Genomic DNA, 16246 nt, shown 5'->3' with positions numbered 1-16246 from the left:
CCGTAGGCCATTTTGAAACGCCGCCTAGCGGCGGATGCGGACGTGGGTTCCGTTCGGGACGAGCCGGGCCAGCCGGTCGGCCGTGTGGAGCGGGACCCGTACGCAGCCGTGGGAGGCCGGGCGGCGGGGGACGTTCATCGACCCGTGCATCGCGAAGCCGCCGTGGAAGTACAGCGGCCGGTACATGTAGCCCAGCCGGGAACGGTGCCAGCCCTTCACCCGGCGGAAGACGCGGAAGTCGCCGGTCGGGGTGCGCGCGACGCCGCAGACGCCCCTCTCGCAGTAGGGGCGGCCGTTGCCCGAGGAGATGTGGCTGATCAGGACGGGGCGGTTCCGCCGGTAGACCGTGAGCAGTTGGCGGCGGAGGCTGATCTCGACCCGTCGGCGGGGGCCGCGTTCGAGGCGGCGGGGACGGCGGGGACGCTCCAGCGCCCGCCGGACCGGGGCGTCCACGATCCCGTCGGGCCTCATGCGGTGGACCTTCTGGAACGCCCACACCGCCGCCTCGGTCTCCTTCCCGTAGCGGCCGTTGCGGTCGCCGGGGTCGTAGCGCAGGGCGCGCAGGCGTTTCTGGAGGTGGAGGACGGCGGCCCCGGAGTCTCCCGGGCGGACGGTCCCGGAGGCGGGAGCGGGACCGGGAACGAGCGGTCCCAGGGCCAGCGCGCCCGCGAGGGCGACGGCGACGATCATGAGCGGAGGCTAGGGCCGGGCGGCGGCGGCACCCGGGGGACGACACGGACACCCGGCCGCCCTTTACCCGAATGACCGGGCAGTCATCATCCGGTCGCCGCCTCTGGACTTCCGGGTGTCCCGTGCGTTACAACAAAGCTACAGATTCCGCTCTTTTGTTCCATCTCCCCCTGGCGGTGCGCGTCGCGCGTTCCGGACGTTCGGAGGGCCCATGCCCAGCATCCTCGCCCGTCCCCCCGAGGGCAGCGGTCTCAAGCCGGTGATCGGCGAGCCCGGACCCCCCTACATCGGCAACACGCTGCGGACGATGCGGCGGCCGTTCCAGGTGGCGCGGGAACGCTACGCCCAGTTCGGCCCGGTGACGTGGAGCTGGCTGCTCGGACAGCGGACCGTCACCGTGCAGGGGCCCGAGGCGGCCGAGCAGGTGCTGGTCAACCGGGACAAGGCGTTCGCCAACGGGCCCGCCTGGAGCTACTTCATCGGCCCGTTCTTCCACCGCGGCATCATGCTGCTGGACTTCGACGAGCACCTGCACCACCGGCGGATCATGCAGCAGGCGTTCACCCGGCCGCGGCTGCACGCCTACATGGACATGATGGCCCCGAGCATCGGCAAGGGCCTGGACGCCTGGCGGCCCGGCCCCGGCTTCAAGGTCTACGACCACGTCAAGCAGCTGACGCTGGACCTGGCGACCGACGTGTTCATGGGGGTGTCGCCGGACCGGGCGGAGGCCGACCGGATCAACGGCGCGTTCGTCGACGCGGTGCGGGCCGGGACCGCGTACGTGCGGTTCCCGGTCCCGGGGCTGCGGTGGCACCGGGGCATGCGGGCCCGGAAGGTGCTGGAGGAGTTCTTCCGCGCGCACCTGCCCGCCAAGCGGCGCGACGGGGGCGACGACCTGTTCGCGGCGCTGTGCCAGGCCGAGACCGACGACGGGCACCGCTTCACCGACGACGACGTCGTCAACCACATGATCTTCGCGTTGATGGCGGCGCACGACACCACCACCATCACGCTCACCACCATGGCCTACCACCTGGCCCGGCACCCCGAGTGGCAGGAGCGGCTGCGCGAGGAGTCCCGCGCGATCGGCAGGCCGGTCCTGGAGTTCGCCGACCTGGACGCCATGACCGGCATCGACATGGTGATGAAGGAGGCGACGCGGCTGGTCGCCCCGGTGCCCGCGCTGCCGCGCCGGACCGTCAAGGACACCGCGATCCTCGGCCACCATGTCCCGGCCGGGGTCACCGTCGTCGTGCCGACGCTGACCAACCACCACATGCCCGAGTGGTGGCCCGACCCCGAACGCTTCGACCCCGAGCGGTTCTCGCCCGAACGCCGCGAGGACAAGGTCCACCGGTACGCCTGGGAGCCGTTCGGCGGCGGCGCGCACAAGTGCATCGGGCTGCACTTCGCCGGTATGCAGGTCAAGAGCATCCTGCACCAGTGGCTGCTGCGGTACCGGTGGAGCGTGCCCGCCGGTTACGAGTGGCCGCTGGACACCACCTCCCTGCCCTCGCCGAAGGACGGCCTGCCCGTCCGCCTCGAACGACTGGAGACCACCGGATGAGCAAGGTCATCGCGATCACCGGCGCCGCGCGCGGCATCGGCCTGGCCACCGCCCGCGCCCTGCGGGACAGGGGCGCGACCGTCGTCATCGGCGACATCGACGAGACGGCGGCCAAGGAGGCGGGAGCGGCGCTGGGCGTGACCGCGCTGACGGTGGACGTCACCGACCGCGCGTCGTTCACGGCGTTCCTGGACCGGGCCGAGGAGGCGCACGGACCGCTGTACGCGCTGGTCAACAACGCGGGCATCATGCCGATCGGCCCGGTCACCGGCGAGTCCGACGCCGACGCGCGCCGCTGCCTCGACATCAACGTCCACGGCGTCATGCTCGGCACCAAGCTCGCCATCGAGCGCATGCGCCCGCGCGGCCGGGGCCACATCATCAACATCGCCTCGGTCGCGGGCCTGCTGCCGACGCCGGGCCTCGCCCTCTACAACGCCAGCAAGGCCGCGGTGGTGGCGTTCACCGAGGCCACGCGGCTGGAGATGCTGGGCACGGGCGTCCACGTCAGCCAGGTGCTGCCGTCGTTCACCAACACCGAGCTGATCGCGGGCACCCGCAGCCCGAAGGGGCAGAGGAACATCGAGCCGGAGGACGTGGCCGCCGCCGTGGTCGCGCTGATCGGCCGCCCGCGCGCCGAGGCGGTCGTCCCGGAGCGGTACGGCCGCCAGGTGCGTCTGGGCGCGCTGTTCCCGGAGAGGGTCCGCGAGTTCGTGATGCGGCGCTACGAACTCGACAAGGTCTTCCTGGAGTACGACGCCCAGACGCGCAAGGCCTACGACGACCGCATCCGCGGCTAGCGGGCGGCGAGGAACGCGGCGTTCTCGGGGTTGTCGGCGGGGTCGTTCGAACGGATCCCCGTGCCGACGCCGAGCAGCGTCGCGGTGCCGGGGACGTGCGCGATGCCCTCCACCTGGACGCGCGTCCCGGGCAGGGAGGGCAGCCCCGCGTTCTTCCAGCGGCCCGCGCGCAGGTTGACGAGCGTGTCGGCCTGCTGTCCCGGGCCGCCGGTCAGCCACAGGCCGCCGCGCCCGTCCGCCACCGGGCGGGAGAGCGCGAAGCGGTAGGCGGGCGTGGCGACCCGGCTCCAGCGGGTGCCGTTCCATCGCCACACGAGCGGCGTGTACTCGTCGTCGCCGTCGGGGTCGGGACGGCTCACGCTGCCGCCGACCGCCCACGCCTCCTTGGCCGACACCTGCCGGACGCCGTTGACCACCGACGTGCCGAGCCCGGTGCGGGGGATCCCGGCGGCCTTCCACGCCCGTCCGTCCCAGCGCCACACCTGCGCCCGGGAGCGGCTGTCCACCCCGGCGGCCCAGCCGTTCTTGGCGGAGGTGAGGTGCAGGGCGCTGAGGTGGCGGGCGCCGGGGACGGAGACGGCGCGCCAGGTGCGGCCGTTCCAGCGCAGCAGGCCGCTGGCGGTGGCCACCCACACGTCCTTCGGCGACACCGCGTCCACGGCGTCGACGCCGCCACTGCCGACGGAGCCGGCGGCCCGCCAGGAGCGGCCGTTCCAGTGGTAGGCGGTGACGTTCCGCGTGGTCGAACCGTCCTCCCCGAACGCCCACACGTCCCGGTCGGAGGTGGCGTCGACGCGGTGCAGGCCCACGCCTCCGGTGGCGGGGACCTTGGCGGGGGCCCACTTGGCGCCGTTCCAGCGGTACACCAGCGGGGCCATGCCGCCGGTCTTGGGGTTCGACGCCTCGCCGACCGCCCAGGCGCTCTTCTTCCCGACGGCGGCGAGGTCGTTCATGGAGTCGTACACCGGAAGGCGGCCGACCGAGGTGACCTTCCATTTCTGCACGGGCGCCGGCGCGGCCGCGGCGACCCCCGCCGTGAGCGGGACGGGTAGCAGGGCCGCCACGACGACGGCCGTTCCTCGTGTTCTGACGCGCATGTGTCCTCCCCGTGTTGATCTTTTCTCTAAGACGTCGCGGGGAGGACGCCGGTTGTCAACGCGGACGACCCTGTCGGAGGAAAGCGCGGCGCGCCTGCGGGAAGTAGCGGACCGTCTCCGGCAGCAGCGGCCACACCCGGCCCAGCCCGCGGACGGCCGCCGCGAACCGCCGGTAGCGGCGCTCGTCGGCCTCGCTCCAGGGCAGCTCCAGCAGCTCGCGCTGGCGCGGCGGCATCCCGCCGACGGTGAGCAGGCGCGCGACGGCGTTCAGCGGCGGGGAGATCCTCCTCCAGACCGCCTTCGGGACCCTCGGCGGCGCGGGCAGGCCCTTGGTGACGTAGCCGACGCCGTACCGGGCCGTCCGGTGCGGGACGACGACCTCCTCCAGCATCCGCTTCCAGTACGCCTGGAACGCCTCCCAGTCCTCCGGCATCGCCCGGTCGCTGACCCCGTACATCCGGAACCAGGTCCTGGACTCCTCGTAGATCCGCCACTTCTCCGCCTCCGACAGCGGGCGCACGAACGTCTCGATCCCGTACAGCATGTGGTCCAGGAACGTCGCGTGCGCCCAGTAGTAGGTCTCCGGGTCCAGCGCGTGGTAGCGGGAGCCGTCGGGCAGCGTGCCCTTGATGTCGTGGTGGTAGTCGCGGACCTTCCGGCCGGTGGCCGCCGCGTCCGCGCCGCCGTAGACGGTGTCGAGGATCGGCCCGGCCGAACGGCGCAGCCGCGCGAACGTCTCCTTGAAGAACACCGAGTGGTCCAGCACGCCCTGGCCGAGCGCCGGGAGCATGTTCTGCAGCACGGCGGCGCGCGGGCCGACCAGCAGCATCCGGGTGTCGCCGAAGTATCGCCAGGTCAGGGAGGTCGGTCCGAGGGGAGCCGGATCGGCCTTGCTCGTCATGTGCACCGCCGGGGACGCGAGGGAAGAACAAAGTAACGGATATTGTAGCTTTGCTTCTCCGGGGCGTTCCAGAGCGGTGGGCACCCCGGTTAGGGTGCGGATATGACCACGGACGCGACCCCGCTGGCCGGACTGCTGGCCACCGCTCCCGACCTCGACGACCTGGACGCCCGCATCCTGGACGCGGCGCTGGCCGAGTTCGAGACCTACGGGCTGCGCCGGGTCAGCGTCGAGGACGTCGCCCGGCGGGCGGGCGTCGCGCGCACCACCATCTACCGCCGCTTCACCAACAAGGAGCAGCTCCTCCAGGCGGTCATCCTGCGCGAGGTGCGGCGCTTCCTGACCGCGATCGCCGAGGCCACCGAGGACCTGCCCACCCCCGAGGATGCCGTCGTGGAGGGGTTCGTCGCCGGGCTGCGGGGGGCGCGCACGCACCCGCTGATGACCCGGGTGCTGGAGAGCGAGCCGGAGGCGTTCCTGCCGCAGCTCACCATGAACGGCGGCGCGGTGATGCTGGCCGCCCGCGACATCCTCGCCGACCAGCTGCGCCGCTTCGGGAACGCCGACGACGCCGACACCGTGGCGGAGGTGCTGCTGCGGCTGGCGGTGTCGTTCCTGCTGCTGCCGGGCGGCGGCCTGCCGCTGGAGGACGAGGCGTCCATCCGCGCGTTCGCCCGCGACCACCTGACCCGGATGCTGATCCCGAAAAAATGAATGGAGCGCCGGGGCCCGGGCTCTCTAGTGTCGAAGGCAGCGGAGTGGGGGAGCTCGGAACCCCGCCGGCCTCATAAGCCGGAGGTCGCAGGTTCGAATCCTGCCTCCGCCATCGTCCGGGACGCCCGGACCGCCCGGCCGGCGGTCCGGGCGTTCGCGCATGCGGGACGGGGAGCGCTCTCCGGGCGGTGATGGGCCCTGGATGGGGGCCGGGCGGTCCCGTACCCTCTGGTTGTCGAATCGTGTTCTAGAACCGGAGGGGCGCAGATGGAGGCGGCGGTCGTTCAGACGGCGTACGGGAAGGTCCGGGGGAAGACCGACCGCGGGGTCGCCGCCTACCTGGGGATCCCCTACGCCGCGCCGCCGTTCGGGGCCGACCGCTTCCGGCCGCCGCGGCCGCCCGAGCCCTGGGACGGCGTGCGCGACGCGACCGAGTACGGGCCGACCGCGCCGAAGCCGCCCTACCCCCGGCCGATGGACCGGCTCATCCCCGACCCGGACCGGCCCGGCGAGGACTGCCTCAACCTGAACGTGTGGACGCCCGACCCCGGCGCGTCCGGCCTGCCCGTCATGGTGTGGATCCACGGCGGGGCCTTCCGCAACGGCTCCGGATCCGTCCTGGTCTACGACGGCGCGAACTTCGCCCGCGACGGCGTCGTGTGCGTGACCATCAACTACCGGCTCGGCGTCGAGGGCTTCGCGCACCTGCCCGGCGCGCCCGACAACCGGGGCCTGCGCGACCAGATCGCCGCGCTGGAGTGGGTGCGCGACAACATCGCGGCGTTCGGCGGCGACCCCGGCAACGTCACGATCTTCGGCGAGTCGGCGGGCGGGATGAGCGTCACCACGCTGCTGTCGCTCGGCCTGGCCGAGGAGGGGTTGTTCCGCCGGGTCATCGCGCAGAGCGGCGCGGGCGCGGTCCACCAGACCCCCGAGGACGCGATGCTGGTCACCCGGGAGGTCGCGGCCCGGCTCGGCGTCGCGCCGACCGCCGAGGCGTTCGCCGCCCTCGACCCCGCGACGATCATCCCGGCGCAGGCCGCCGTCGCCGCCGAGGTCGCCGCGCTGCCCGACCCCGGACGGTGGGGCGTGACGACCGCCGCGTGCTCGATGGCGATGGTGCCGGTGCTGGACGACCTGTTCACCCGGCCCGCGCAGCAGGCGATCGCGGACGGGGCGGGGGCGGACGCCGACCTGCTGATCGGGTACACGGCCGAGGAGTTCCGGCTGTTCCTGATGCCGACCGGGCTCGCCGGGCTGCTCACCTTCGACCTGGTCGGGCCGATCACGGCCGGGATGGGCGTCCCCGCCGGGGTGCTGGAGACCTACCGGGAACGCCATGCCGACCTCACCGCCGGGGAGCTGCTGGCCCTGCTGGTCACCGACCACATGTTCCGCGTCCCCGCCCACCGCGCCGCCGCCGCGCACGCCGGGAACACCTGGATGTACGAGTTCGCCTGGCGTTCCCCCAACCACGACCTCGGCGCCTGCCACGCCCTGGAGCTCGGCTTCACCTTCGACAACCTCGACTCCCCGGACACCACCGAGCTGGCCGGGCCGAACCCGCCGCAGCGGCTCGCCGACGCCATGCACGGCGCGTGGGTGGCGTTCGCCCGCGACGGCGACCCCGGCTGGGAGCGCTACGACACCGCGACCCGGCCCGTCCAGGTCTTCGACGGCGAGAAGAACCCCCTGGTCAACGATCCGCGCGGCGAGGACCGCGCGCTGTGGGAGGTCCCGGTCTAGCGGTCCGCCAGGTGGTCCACCACGTACTCGGCGATGGCCAGGGACGAGGTGGCCGCCGGGGACGGCGCGTTGCGGACCGTCACGACCGGGCCCAGCCGGCCGATCCGGAAGTCGTCGACCAGCGTGCCGTCCGGGTCGACCGCCTGGGCCCGCACCCCCGCCGGCGCGGGCACCAGGTCGGCCGTGCGCAGCTCCGGGACGAACGACCGCGCCTCGGCCGCGAACGCCGCCTTCACCGCCGACCCGTACATCTCCCTCACCCCGGTCCGCCAGTGCCGGCGCGCCAGGGCGCGGAAGCCGGGCTGCCGCAGGATGTCCCACACGTCGCGCGGCCGCACGTCACGCCGCCGGTAGCCCTCGCGCGCCAGCGCCGGCACCGCGTTCGGCCCCACGTCCACGCCGCCGTCCACCCGCCGCGTGAAGTGCACGCCGAGGAACGGGTAGCGCGGGTCGGGCACCGGGTAGATCAGCCCTCGCACCAGATGGGAACGTTCCGCCCGCAGCCGCCAGTACTCGCCCCGGAACGGCACGATCGCGGGCGCGGGCGCGTCCCCGGCCAGCCGCGCCACCCGGTCCGACTGCAACCCCGCGCACACCACCAGCCGGTCGAACGCCAGCTCCTCGCTCGGCGAGACGGCCACCACGCGTTCCCCGGCCCGCCGCAGCGCCGTCACCTCGAAGCCCAGCCGCACCTCGCCCCCGGCCGCCCGCACGTCGTCCGCGTAGGAGGCGGCGACCGCCGGGAAGTCCACGATCGCCGTGGTGGGGGAGTGCAGCGCCGCCACGCCCTCGGCGTGCGGCTCGATCTCCGTCAGCTCCGCGCCGCGCAGCCGCCGCAGGCCGGGGACGCCGTTGGCGGTGGCGCGGCGTTCGATCTCCAGCAGCGGTTCGAGCTCGGCGAGGCTCCGCGCGACCACGACCTTGCCGCACTCCACGTAGGGCAGGCCCCGGTCCTGGCAGTACTCCTTCAGCAGCCCGATCCCGCGGCGGCACAGCCGCGCCTTCAGCGAGCCGGGCGTGTAGTACAGGCCCGCGTGGGCGACGCCGCTGTTGTGGCCGGTCTGGTGCGCGGCGATCCGGTCCTCCTTGTCGAGGACGGTGATCCGCGCGTCCGGCCGCCGTTCGGCCAGCCGCCGCGCCACCGCGAGCCCGACGATCCCCGCTCCGACGATCCCGATCCGCTCCTGCGCCACGGCCGAACCCTAGCGGCCCCCGCCGGGGCCGGGCTGCCCCGGGGTCAGCGGCCGCTGCCGAGGCGCTTGCGTCCCTGGGCGCGCACCCGCCTGCGCTGCGACGGGTCCAGCGCCAGGTAGGCGGCGACCGGCAGGCCCACGACCCCGAGGATGATCAACGCGGTGATCCACCACGGGAAGATCCACAGCGTCAGCAACCCGACGGCGACACCACCGATGACGAGCTTGGTCTGGGTCGACATCTCCACCTCCGAGAACGGAGCCGCCCAACCGGACAACGAGCCGACGTCGTCCGCCGTTCCACGATATGTCGCGAGTTGGCGATCGGCCAGAGGCGGGGCTCAGACCCGCAGGGACAGCGGTCCCCCGCCGAGGGCTCGCAGGGCCTCGGCGTGCAGGCGGCCGTTGGTGCACAGCACGCTGCCGCCGTCGGGGCTCGGCACCCCCGACAGGTCGGTGAACATGCCGCCCGCCTCCTCCACGACGACCTGGCAGGCGGCCAGTTCCCACAGCGACGCCGACGGCTCGGCGGAGATGTCCACCGCGCCCTCGGCGACCAGCATGTGCGACCAGAAGTCCCCGAACGACCGCGTCCGCCACACCGACCGCGTCAGGTTCACGAAGTGGTCCAGGCGGTCGTGGCGCTCCCATCCGGCGGGGTCGGAGGAGGACAGGGACGCGTCCGACAGCTTGGCGACCTGGGAGACCCGGATGCGCTGGGCGCGGTTGATGTTGCGGCCGGTCCACGCGCCGCCGTCGCGGGCCGCCCACCAGCGGCGGTTCAGCGCGGGGGCCGACACGACGCCGACGACGACCTCGTCGTACTCCAGCAGCGCCACCATCGTCGCCCACACCGGGACGCCGCGCACGAAGTTCTCCGGGCAGTCGATCGGGTCGACGATCCAGACGCGCTGCCCGTACCCGGTGCGGCCGTACTCCTCGCCGAGCACCCCGTCGCGGGGCCGGGCCCGGCTGAGGGTACCGCGCACCTGCTCCTCCACGCTGCGGTCGGTCTCGGCGGCCGGTGACAGGTCGGGGCGGCCCAGCGCCGGCGCGTCGAGCGCGCGGAAGGCCCGGGTCGTGATGTCGTCCGCTCCGTCGGCGAGGATGTGCGCCAGACGCAGATCATCGGAATAGCCCGCCACGGCCGCCACGGTACCGTGATCACGCCTTTCGCCGACAGCGTTACCGGGAGCGGACGCTTTCCGTGACCGCGCCCGGTGCGTTGCGCCGGTCCCGGCGGCGCGGCGGTGACACCATGGGGGCATGGCGCACGACCTTCCCGGGTGGGTGGCCGAGCTGACCGACCCCCGCCGGGCGCAGACGCTCGACGAGCTCGCCGACCGGCTCGTCCCGCTGGCCGAGCACTCCATCGACGTGTCCCGCCGGTTGCAGTCGCTGCTCAGCGACCTCAACGACCCGTTCCGGCGGGAGGCCCTGTACGGGCGGGTGGAGCGGCTCAAGGCACGGGCCCGCGAGGCCCTCGACGAGATCACCGCGGAGATCACCGCGTCCGGCAACGAACGCATCGAACGCATCTGGTCGGCCTGGAGCGAGTCCGGCGAGACCCGGGTCACCGGCGCCGAGCTGCGCCGCCGCCTGGAGGCCGAGGTGGTGCCGGAGCTGGGCCGCCGCCAGCGCGAGGTCGCCGACCGGGTCGCCGCGCGCACGTCGGCGGCGCTGGAGTGGGCCACCGCGACGCTGCTGACCCGCGTGGAGGAGCTGGCCAAGGCCGTCACCGACCTGATCCACGACGTGCTGCCGCTGGCCCGCGAGGGGCTGGAGCTGGCGAGCCGGATCTCGGCGCTGTCGCTGCGGGCGCGGCAGGCGGGACGCGGACCGATCCCGGAGGACTTCCAGCGGGAGGGCGCGGAGGTCGCGCGGACGTTCGACGAGGCGGTGGCCCGCCTGGAGCTGGAGTGGGCGACGCTGGGCGCGCGTTCGGCGAGCGTGCGGGCGGCGCTGCGGGGCGCGGAGGAGTCGGCGTTCAGCCACGTCACCCACGAGATGACGCGCTGCGTGGAGGAGCTGGCCCCCGAGCACGTCAAGGCCCTGAAGGACGCCGAGGCACACGCCCGGGCCCTCCTGGAGGACCTGACCAGCAACTAGAGGGCCTGGGGGAAGCGCAGCAGGCGGTTCGGGTCGTAGGTGGCGCGGATCCTGGTCAGGCGGTCGAGGTTCGCGCCGTAGTAGGCGCGCCGCCAGTCGGTCAGCTCCGGGTCGATGTAGTTGACGTAGGCGCCCGCGCCGGGCAGGCGGCGGCCGACCGCGTCGTGGGTGCCGCGCAGCCAGTCCCGGTCGCCGGTGTCGGCGAGGTACTGGACGCAGAACAGCGCCTCGCGGTGGGGGAACGCGGTGTCGCCCGGCCGCGTCCGCCGCATCGCGCCGCCGAACGCGTCCATCAGCACCGAACGCCCCGGCCGGCCCCCTCCGGAGAAGCGGTCCACCAGCGCGTCGACCGCGTCGGGCGGCAGCGGCCGGTGCGCGACGTGGGACTTGGCGGTGTACTCGGTGCGCGGGTAGTTCCCTTCGGGGCGCTGCCCGGGCAGGTCGCCGCCGGTGTGGCACTGGCCGACCGACCGGCCCGAGCATCCCGCGGTCAGCTTCATCGCGGCCAGGTAGGACAGACGCCGCGTGGTGACGTCGGGCGATCCGCCGACCCTTCCGGTGAAGCGGTCGAGTTCGGCGTCGGGGTCGTCCAGCGCGAACCCGGTGATCGACAGTGACGCCGGGTCGCTCTCGATCTGGAGGCTCGACCAGATCCCCTCGGGCGCGGCCGGGGCCCACTCCTGCCAGCCGCGCACCGCGTCGGCGGCCCGCGACCACGGCCACCGCACCGTGAACTCGGTGAGGTCCTCGGCCCCGTGCGTGCGGAACGCGAACGAGGTCGCGACGCCGAAGTTCCCGCCGCCCCCGCCCCGGCACGCCCAGAACAGGTCGGGTTCGCGCCGCGCGTCGCACTCGCGGATGCGACCGTCGGGCGTGACGATCCGCACCGACTCCAGGACGTCGCAGGTCAGCCCGTAGGCGCGGGTCAACGGGCCGATGCCGCCGCCGAGCGTCAGGCCGCCGATCCCGACGGTCGGGCACGTTCCGGCGGGGACCAGCGCCTTCGCGGCGGCGAGCCGGTCGTACAGGTCGATGAGGCGGGTGCCGGTGCCGACGACGGCCCGGCCGCGTTCGACCTCGACCCGGTCCAGCGGGGAGACGTCCACGACCAGGCCGGTGCCGGTGGACCAGCCCGCGTAGTTGTGGCCGCCGGACCGCACCGCGACCGGCAGGCCCTGGCGGGCGGCGAACGTCAGGCACTCGGCGACGTCCTGCTCGTTCCCGCAGTAGGCGATCCCGGCGGGCCGGATCCGGTCGAACCGGGGGATGTGGAGCCGCCGCGCCGCGCCGTAGTCGGCGTCGCCGGGCCGGATCAGCCTCCCCTCCAGCCCTTTGGCGAGGGCGTTCCAGTCGGCGGGGCCGGTCCGGGAGGGGGACGCCGCCGGGGGAGTCGTCCGGGCGGGCGGGGCGGTCGTGGGGGGACGGTCGGAGCAGGCGGCGGCCAGCGTCCCGGCCGCCGCGACGAGGAACCCGCGTCGGTTCATCCCGTCATCCTCACCGGGATCGCCGGAAAGATTCGGGGGGTCGCCGGATCACGGCTGCCGGAACGACCGCAGGAACTCCTCGAACAGCGGTTTCGTCGACGGCCAGGAGTCCCGCTTGGCGGCGAGGATGGCCATCCACGTCGCGCCCTGGTAGGTGAAGATCCGGAGCTGGGCACGCCCCGGCTTACCGCTCTTGGTGAAGGTGAACTCCATCTCGGCGGCCCTCCCCTCCTGGTAGGAGAGGGTGCGGAACTGCTGCTCGTCGTAGTCCGGCCACTCCGTCGAGTCCTTCTTGAAGCTCTCCGACAGGTTCCGCAGCTGGACGGAGTTGTCGGTGGAGCCGGGCAGGACGCGTTGCACGACGATGCCGCGCGTGCTCTCCTTCGACGGATCCTTGAAGGTCACGTCGTTGTCCCGGCCGGACTCCGCGGTCCAGCCCTTGGGGATGTGGGCGACGAAATGCGACCCCCGGTACGTCTGGTAGCCGTCGGGGGCCTTGTCGGTCGACGCGGAGGACGGCCCGGTCCCCTGGCCGGTCGGCGGCGTACCCCTCGGGCCCGGTTCGTCGGCCGTGAACGCCAGCACCGTCACGACCGCGATGACCACCGCGAGCGCGAGTACCCCGGCGGGCACCAGCAGCGGCCACCGGTTCGGGCGGGAGGGTGTCGGCACGCCTTCGGTGGGGGGCGGGGAGAGGGGTGGCAGCGTCGTGTCGCGGCCGCTCGGCAGGCCGGTGCCCATCGGCGACGACCACGCGGGGGTCGCGGGGGTCGCGGCGACCTGGCGGAGGAGGTGTCCGGCCTCGTCGGGGTGGAGGCGCCGGGCCGGGTCCTTGCGGAGCAGGCCCTCCAGGACCGGGCGCAGCGGGCCCGCGTTGCGCATCGGGTCGGGGTCGTCGGACAGCAGCGCCGCCATCACGCCCCACACGTCGCCGCGCTGGAACGGCGAACGCCCCTCCACCGCCGCGTACAGCGTCGCGCCTAGCGACCACAGGTCCGAGGCGGGCGTGGCCTTCTGGTGCCGGGCCTGCTCGGGGGCCAGGTAGGCGGGGGAGCCGACGATCGCGCCGGTCGCCGTCAGCGTCTCGTCGCCGGTCGCCGTCGCGATCCCGAAGTCGGTGAGCACCGCGCCCTGCGGCGGCAGCAGCACGTTGCCCGGCTTGACGTCGCGGTGCACGATCCCGGCGGCGTGCGCGGCGCGCAGCGCGGCCAGCAGGTCCAGGCCGATCGCGGCGACCCGGGCGGGCGGCAGCGGCCCCTCGCGCTGGATCACCTTGTCCAGCGCGGGCGCGCGGACCAGCCGCATCACGATCCAGGGGCGGCCGTCCTCCTCCACCACGTCGTGCACGGTGACGATGCCGGGGTGGTCCAGCCGCGCCGCCGCCCGCGCCTCCCGGAACGTGCGGGCGTACACGCGCTCCACCTGCTCGGGGGAGAGCCCGGTGGGGAGGACGACCTCCTTGACGGCGACCTCCCGGGCCAGCGTGCGGTCGCGGGCGCGCCACACCGCGCCCATGCCCCCGCGCCCCAGCGCCTCGACCAGTTCGTACCGGCCTGCTATCACCTGCGGCATGAAAGGGACGATATCGACATGATCGCCTCTTGGGGGACGGTTATCCGGGGGCGGTCAGTCCGCTTCGCCCTCGCGGCTGCGCAGCAGGCGGCGCAGCGAGTCCAGACGGCCCTGGCTGGCGTGGCCGTCGGCGACCCAGGCGTCCAGGCCGCACTCGGACTGCAGGTGGTCGCAGTGCGGCGGGCAGCGTTCGGCGGCGCCCTCGGCCAGGTCCTCGAACGCGTTGATGACGTTCTCCGGCTTGACGTGCGCCAGCCCGAAGCTCCGCACGCCCGGGGTGTCGATGATCCAGCCGTCGCCGTCCGGCAGTTCCAGCGCCAGCGCCGAGGAGGAGGTGTGGCGGCCCCGGCCGGTGACGGCGTTGACATGGCTGACGGCGCGTTCGGCGTCCGGGACCAGCGCGTTGACCAGGGTGGACTTGCCGACGCCGGAGTGCCCGACCAGCACGGTGATCTGGCCGCGCAGCAGGTCGCGCAGCCCGGCCAGGTCGCCGCCGCGCTGGGTGACGAAGGCGGGCACGCCGAGCGACGCGTACTCGGCGAGCAGCGCGTCGGGGTCGGCCAGGTCGGCCTTGGTGAGCACCAGCAGCGGGTGCATGCCCGCGTCGTAGGCGGCCACCAGCTGCCGGTCGATCAGGCGGGGGCGCGGCTCGGGGTCGGCGAGGGCGGTGACGATGGCGAGCTGGTCGGCGTTGGCGACGATGATCCGCTCGAACGGGTCGGTGTCGTCGGCGGTGCGCCGCAGCGTCGAGCCGCGCGGCTCGACCCGGACGATCCGGGCGAGGCTGTCGGGCCGTCCGGACACGTCGCCGACCAGCGCGACGCGGTCGCCGACGACCACGCCCTTGCGGCCCAGCTCGCGGGCGCGCATCGCGGTGACGGTGCGGTCCTCGACCAGGCAGCGGTACCGCCCCCGGTCGACCGCCACCACGAACCCCTCGACGGCGTCCTCGTGCGCGGGGCGGATCCGGGTGCGGGGCCGCGAGCCCCGCCGCGACGGCCGGACCCGGACGTCGTCCTCGTCGTAGTCGCGTGCTCGCCGGGCCACTTACCCGGTCCCTCGAACAGGCAGCATGATGATCAAGCACCCTCCAGCATGGCGGTCCACAGCTCGGTGAAGTTCGGAAGTGTCTTGCCCACGGTGGCGACGTTCTCCACCTCGACGCCGGGAACGGCCAGCCCCAGCAGCGCGGCGGCCATCACCATCCGGTGGTCGTCGTAGGTGCGGAAGACCCCGCCGCGCAGCGGGCGGGGGCGGATCTCCAGGCCGTCGGGCAGTTCGCGGACGTCGCCGCCGAGTCCGTTGATCTCGGTGACGAGCGCGGCGAGCCGGTCGGTCTCGTGGCCGCGCAGGTGCGCGATGCCGGTGAGGCGGGACGGCCCGTCGGCGAGCGCCGCCAGCGCCGCCAGCACCGGGGTCAGCTCGCCCACCTCGTGCAGGTCGGCGTCCAGGCCGGAGAACGCGCCGGTGCCCCGCACGGTCAGCCCGTCCGGGCCGAGCGCCACCTCCGCGCCCATCGCCGCCAGCAGGTCGCGCAGCGCGTCGCCGGGCTGGGTGGTGCTCGACGGCCAGTCCGGGACGGTCACCCGCCCGCCGGTCACCAGCGCCGCGCCGAGGAACTGCGCCGCGTTCGACAGGTCGGGCTCGATCGCCCACTCGCGGCCGCGCAGCGGGCCGGGGGCGACGCGCCAGACGTTCCGTTCGGTCTCGACGGTCGCGCCCGCCTCGCGCAGCATCGCCACCGTCATCACCAGGTGCGGGGCGGAGGGCACCGGCGGGCCCTCGTGCCGGACCTCCACGCCCTTGGCGAACCGGGGCGCGGCCAGCAGCAGGCCGGAGACCAGCTGCGAGGAGCCGGAGGCGTCGATGGTGACGGTGCCGCCCTCGACGCCGCCGGCGCCGTGGACGGTGAACGGCAGCGCGTCCCGGCCCCCGTCGTCGATCTCCACGCCGAGCGCGCGCAGCGCCCGGATGATCGGGCCCATGGGCCGTTCGCGGGCGCGCGGGTCGCCGTCCACGTGGACCTCGCCGGAGGCCAGCGCCGCGACCGGCGGCAGGAACCGCATGACGGTCCCGGCCAGGCCGACGTCCACGCGGGCGGGGCCTGCCAGCTCGCCGGGCAGCACCTGCCAGTCGCCGGCGTCCTCGCCGACCCCGACGCCGAGCGCGCGCAGCGCCCCGGCCATCAGCTCGCTGTCGCGGCTGCGCAGCGGGCGGGTGACGGTGCCGGGCGCGTCGGCGAGGGCCGCCAGGATCAGCGCCCGGTTGGTCATGGACTTGGAGCCGGGCAGCGGCACGGTCGCGTCGACCGGCGTGGACGCGACCGGGGCAGGCCAGTGTTCCTGCGGCGTGGCTGAGGGCATGCCCCAA

The 16246-nt window shown here is 74.1% G+C and carries 15 protein-coding genes and 1 tRNA gene; 6 read left to right on the top strand and 10 right to left on the bottom strand.

The genetic code is table 11. The features are described 5' to 3' along the window. Window positions 1-24: 24 nt before the first annotated feature. Window positions 25-690, bottom strand: a complete 666-nt coding sequence (locus AKI01S_RS19470; protein WP_067819503.1) for a L,D-transpeptidase family protein — start codon at window positions 688-690, stop codon at window positions 25-27. 211 nt (window positions 691-901) lie between these two features. Between AKI01S_RS19470 and AKI01S_RS19465 the strand changes: the two genes are divergently transcribed. Together AKI01S_RS19465 and AKI01S_RS19460 are read left to right on the top strand one after the other, a co-directional pair. Then, window positions 902-2260, top strand: a complete 1359-nt coding sequence (locus AKI01S_RS19465) for a cytochrome P450 (RefSeq protein ID WP_067819499.1) — start codon at window positions 902-904, stop codon at window positions 2258-2260. Further along, the gene (locus tag AKI01S_RS19460; protein ID WP_067819496.1) at window positions 2257-3060 is read left to right on the top strand and encodes an SDR family oxidoreductase; all 804 of its coding nucleotides are present in this window, start codon (window positions 2257-2259) and stop codon (window positions 3058-3060) included. The genes AKI01S_RS19465 and AKI01S_RS19460 overlap by 4 nt, the downstream gene beginning before the upstream one ends. Here AKI01S_RS19460 and AKI01S_RS19455 read toward each other — a convergent pair. Next, a complete protein-coding gene (locus AKI01S_RS19455; RefSeq protein ID WP_157419942.1) occupies window positions 3057-4157 on the bottom strand; it encodes a beta propeller repeat protein in 1101 nt (366 codons plus the stop codon). The genes AKI01S_RS19460 and AKI01S_RS19455 overlap by 4 nt on opposite strands. Window positions 4158-4212: 55 nt before the next feature. Beyond that, a complete protein-coding gene (locus AKI01S_RS19450; protein WP_067819490.1) occupies window positions 4213-5058 on the bottom strand; it encodes an oxygenase MpaB family protein in 846 nt (281 codons plus the stop codon). A 102-nt stretch (window positions 5059-5160) separates the two neighbouring features. Between AKI01S_RS19450 and AKI01S_RS19445 the strand changes: the two genes are divergently transcribed. The 3 genes from AKI01S_RS19445 to AKI01S_RS19435 all read left to right on the top strand — a co-directional run bounded on the left by AKI01S_RS19445 (window position 5161) and on the right by AKI01S_RS19435 (window position 7518). Continuing rightward, window positions 5161-5772 (top strand): TetR/AcrR family transcriptional regulator, encoded by a 612-nt coding sequence (locus AKI01S_RS19445; RefSeq protein ID WP_067819487.1) that lies wholly within the window; start codon window positions 5161-5163, stop codon window positions 5770-5772. A gap of 38 nt (window positions 5773-5810) precedes the next feature. Next, window positions 5811-5884: transfer RNA gene (locus AKI01S_RS19440), tRNA-Met, on the top strand. A gap of 155 nt (window positions 5885-6039) precedes the next feature. Then, entirely contained in the window at window positions 6040-7518 is a 1479-nt protein-coding gene (locus AKI01S_RS19435; protein WP_067819484.1) for a carboxylesterase/lipase family protein, read from the top strand. Here AKI01S_RS19435 and lhgD read toward each other — a convergent pair. The 3 genes from lhgD to AKI01S_RS19420 all read right to left on the bottom strand — a co-directional run bounded on the left by lhgD (window position 7515) and on the right by AKI01S_RS19420 (window position 9856). Further along, window positions 7515-8711 (bottom strand): L-2-hydroxyglutarate dehydrogenase, encoded by a 1197-nt coding sequence (gene lhgD / locus AKI01S_RS19430; protein ID WP_067819481.1) that lies wholly within the window; start codon window positions 8709-8711, stop codon window positions 7515-7517. The two genes, AKI01S_RS19435 and lhgD, sit on opposite strands and share 4 nt — an antisense overlap. Window positions 8712-8755: 44 nt before the next feature. After that, complete coding sequence (locus tag AKI01S_RS19425) at window positions 8756-8953, bottom strand: tail-anchor membrane protein (RefSeq protein ID WP_067819479.1); 198 nt, start codon at window positions 8951-8953, stop codon at window positions 8756-8758. 99 nt (window positions 8954-9052) lie between these two features. Next, the gene (locus tag AKI01S_RS19420; RefSeq protein WP_067819534.1) at window positions 9053-9856 is read right to left on the bottom strand and encodes an inositol monophosphatase family protein; all 804 of its coding nucleotides are present in this window, start codon (window positions 9854-9856) and stop codon (window positions 9053-9055) included. Between the two features lie 121 nt (window positions 9857-9977). Between AKI01S_RS19420 and AKI01S_RS19415 the strand changes: the two genes are divergently transcribed. Then, window positions 9978-10820, top strand: coding sequence for a hypothetical protein (locus AKI01S_RS19415; protein WP_067819476.1), 843 nt, complete (start codon window positions 9978-9980; stop codon window positions 10818-10820). On the opposite strand, the gene AKI01S_RS19410 is transcribed toward AKI01S_RS19415, so the two are convergent. Genes AKI01S_RS19410 through aroA form a run of 4 tightly spaced genes read right to left on the bottom strand, consistent with a single transcriptional unit; the run spans window position 10817 to window position 16239 of the window. Further along, complete coding sequence (locus AKI01S_RS19410; protein ID WP_067819473.1) at window positions 10817-12304, bottom strand: FAD-binding oxidoreductase; 1488 nt, start codon at window positions 12302-12304, stop codon at window positions 10817-10819. The genes AKI01S_RS19415 and AKI01S_RS19410 overlap by 4 nt on opposite strands. A gap of 48 nt (window positions 12305-12352) precedes the next feature. Further along, window positions 12353-13876, bottom strand: coding sequence for a serine/threonine-protein kinase (locus AKI01S_RS19405; RefSeq protein ID WP_083999837.1), 1524 nt, complete (start codon window positions 13874-13876; stop codon window positions 12353-12355). 54 nt (window positions 13877-13930) lie between these two features. Next, a complete protein-coding gene (gene rsgA / locus AKI01S_RS19400) occupies window positions 13931-14923 on the bottom strand; it encodes a ribosome small subunit-dependent GTPase A (RefSeq protein ID WP_067819470.1) in 993 nt (330 codons plus the stop codon). Window positions 14924-14955: 32 nt separating this feature from the next. Next, window positions 14956-16239, bottom strand: a complete 1284-nt coding sequence (gene aroA, locus AKI01S_RS19395) for a 3-phosphoshikimate 1-carboxyvinyltransferase (RefSeq protein WP_067819467.1) — start codon at window positions 16237-16239, stop codon at window positions 14956-14958. Window positions 16240-16246 lie beyond the last annotated feature (7 nt).

Origin of the sequence: Actinomadura kijaniata NBRC 14229 (assembly GCF_001552175.1) — a bacterium.
Lineage (GTDB): Bacteria > Actinomycetota > Actinomycetes > Streptosporangiales > Streptosporangiaceae > Spirillospora > Spirillospora kijaniata.
Note: the sequence above shows the minus strand (reverse complement) of the source record. Positions and strands in the feature narration are given on the sequence as shown.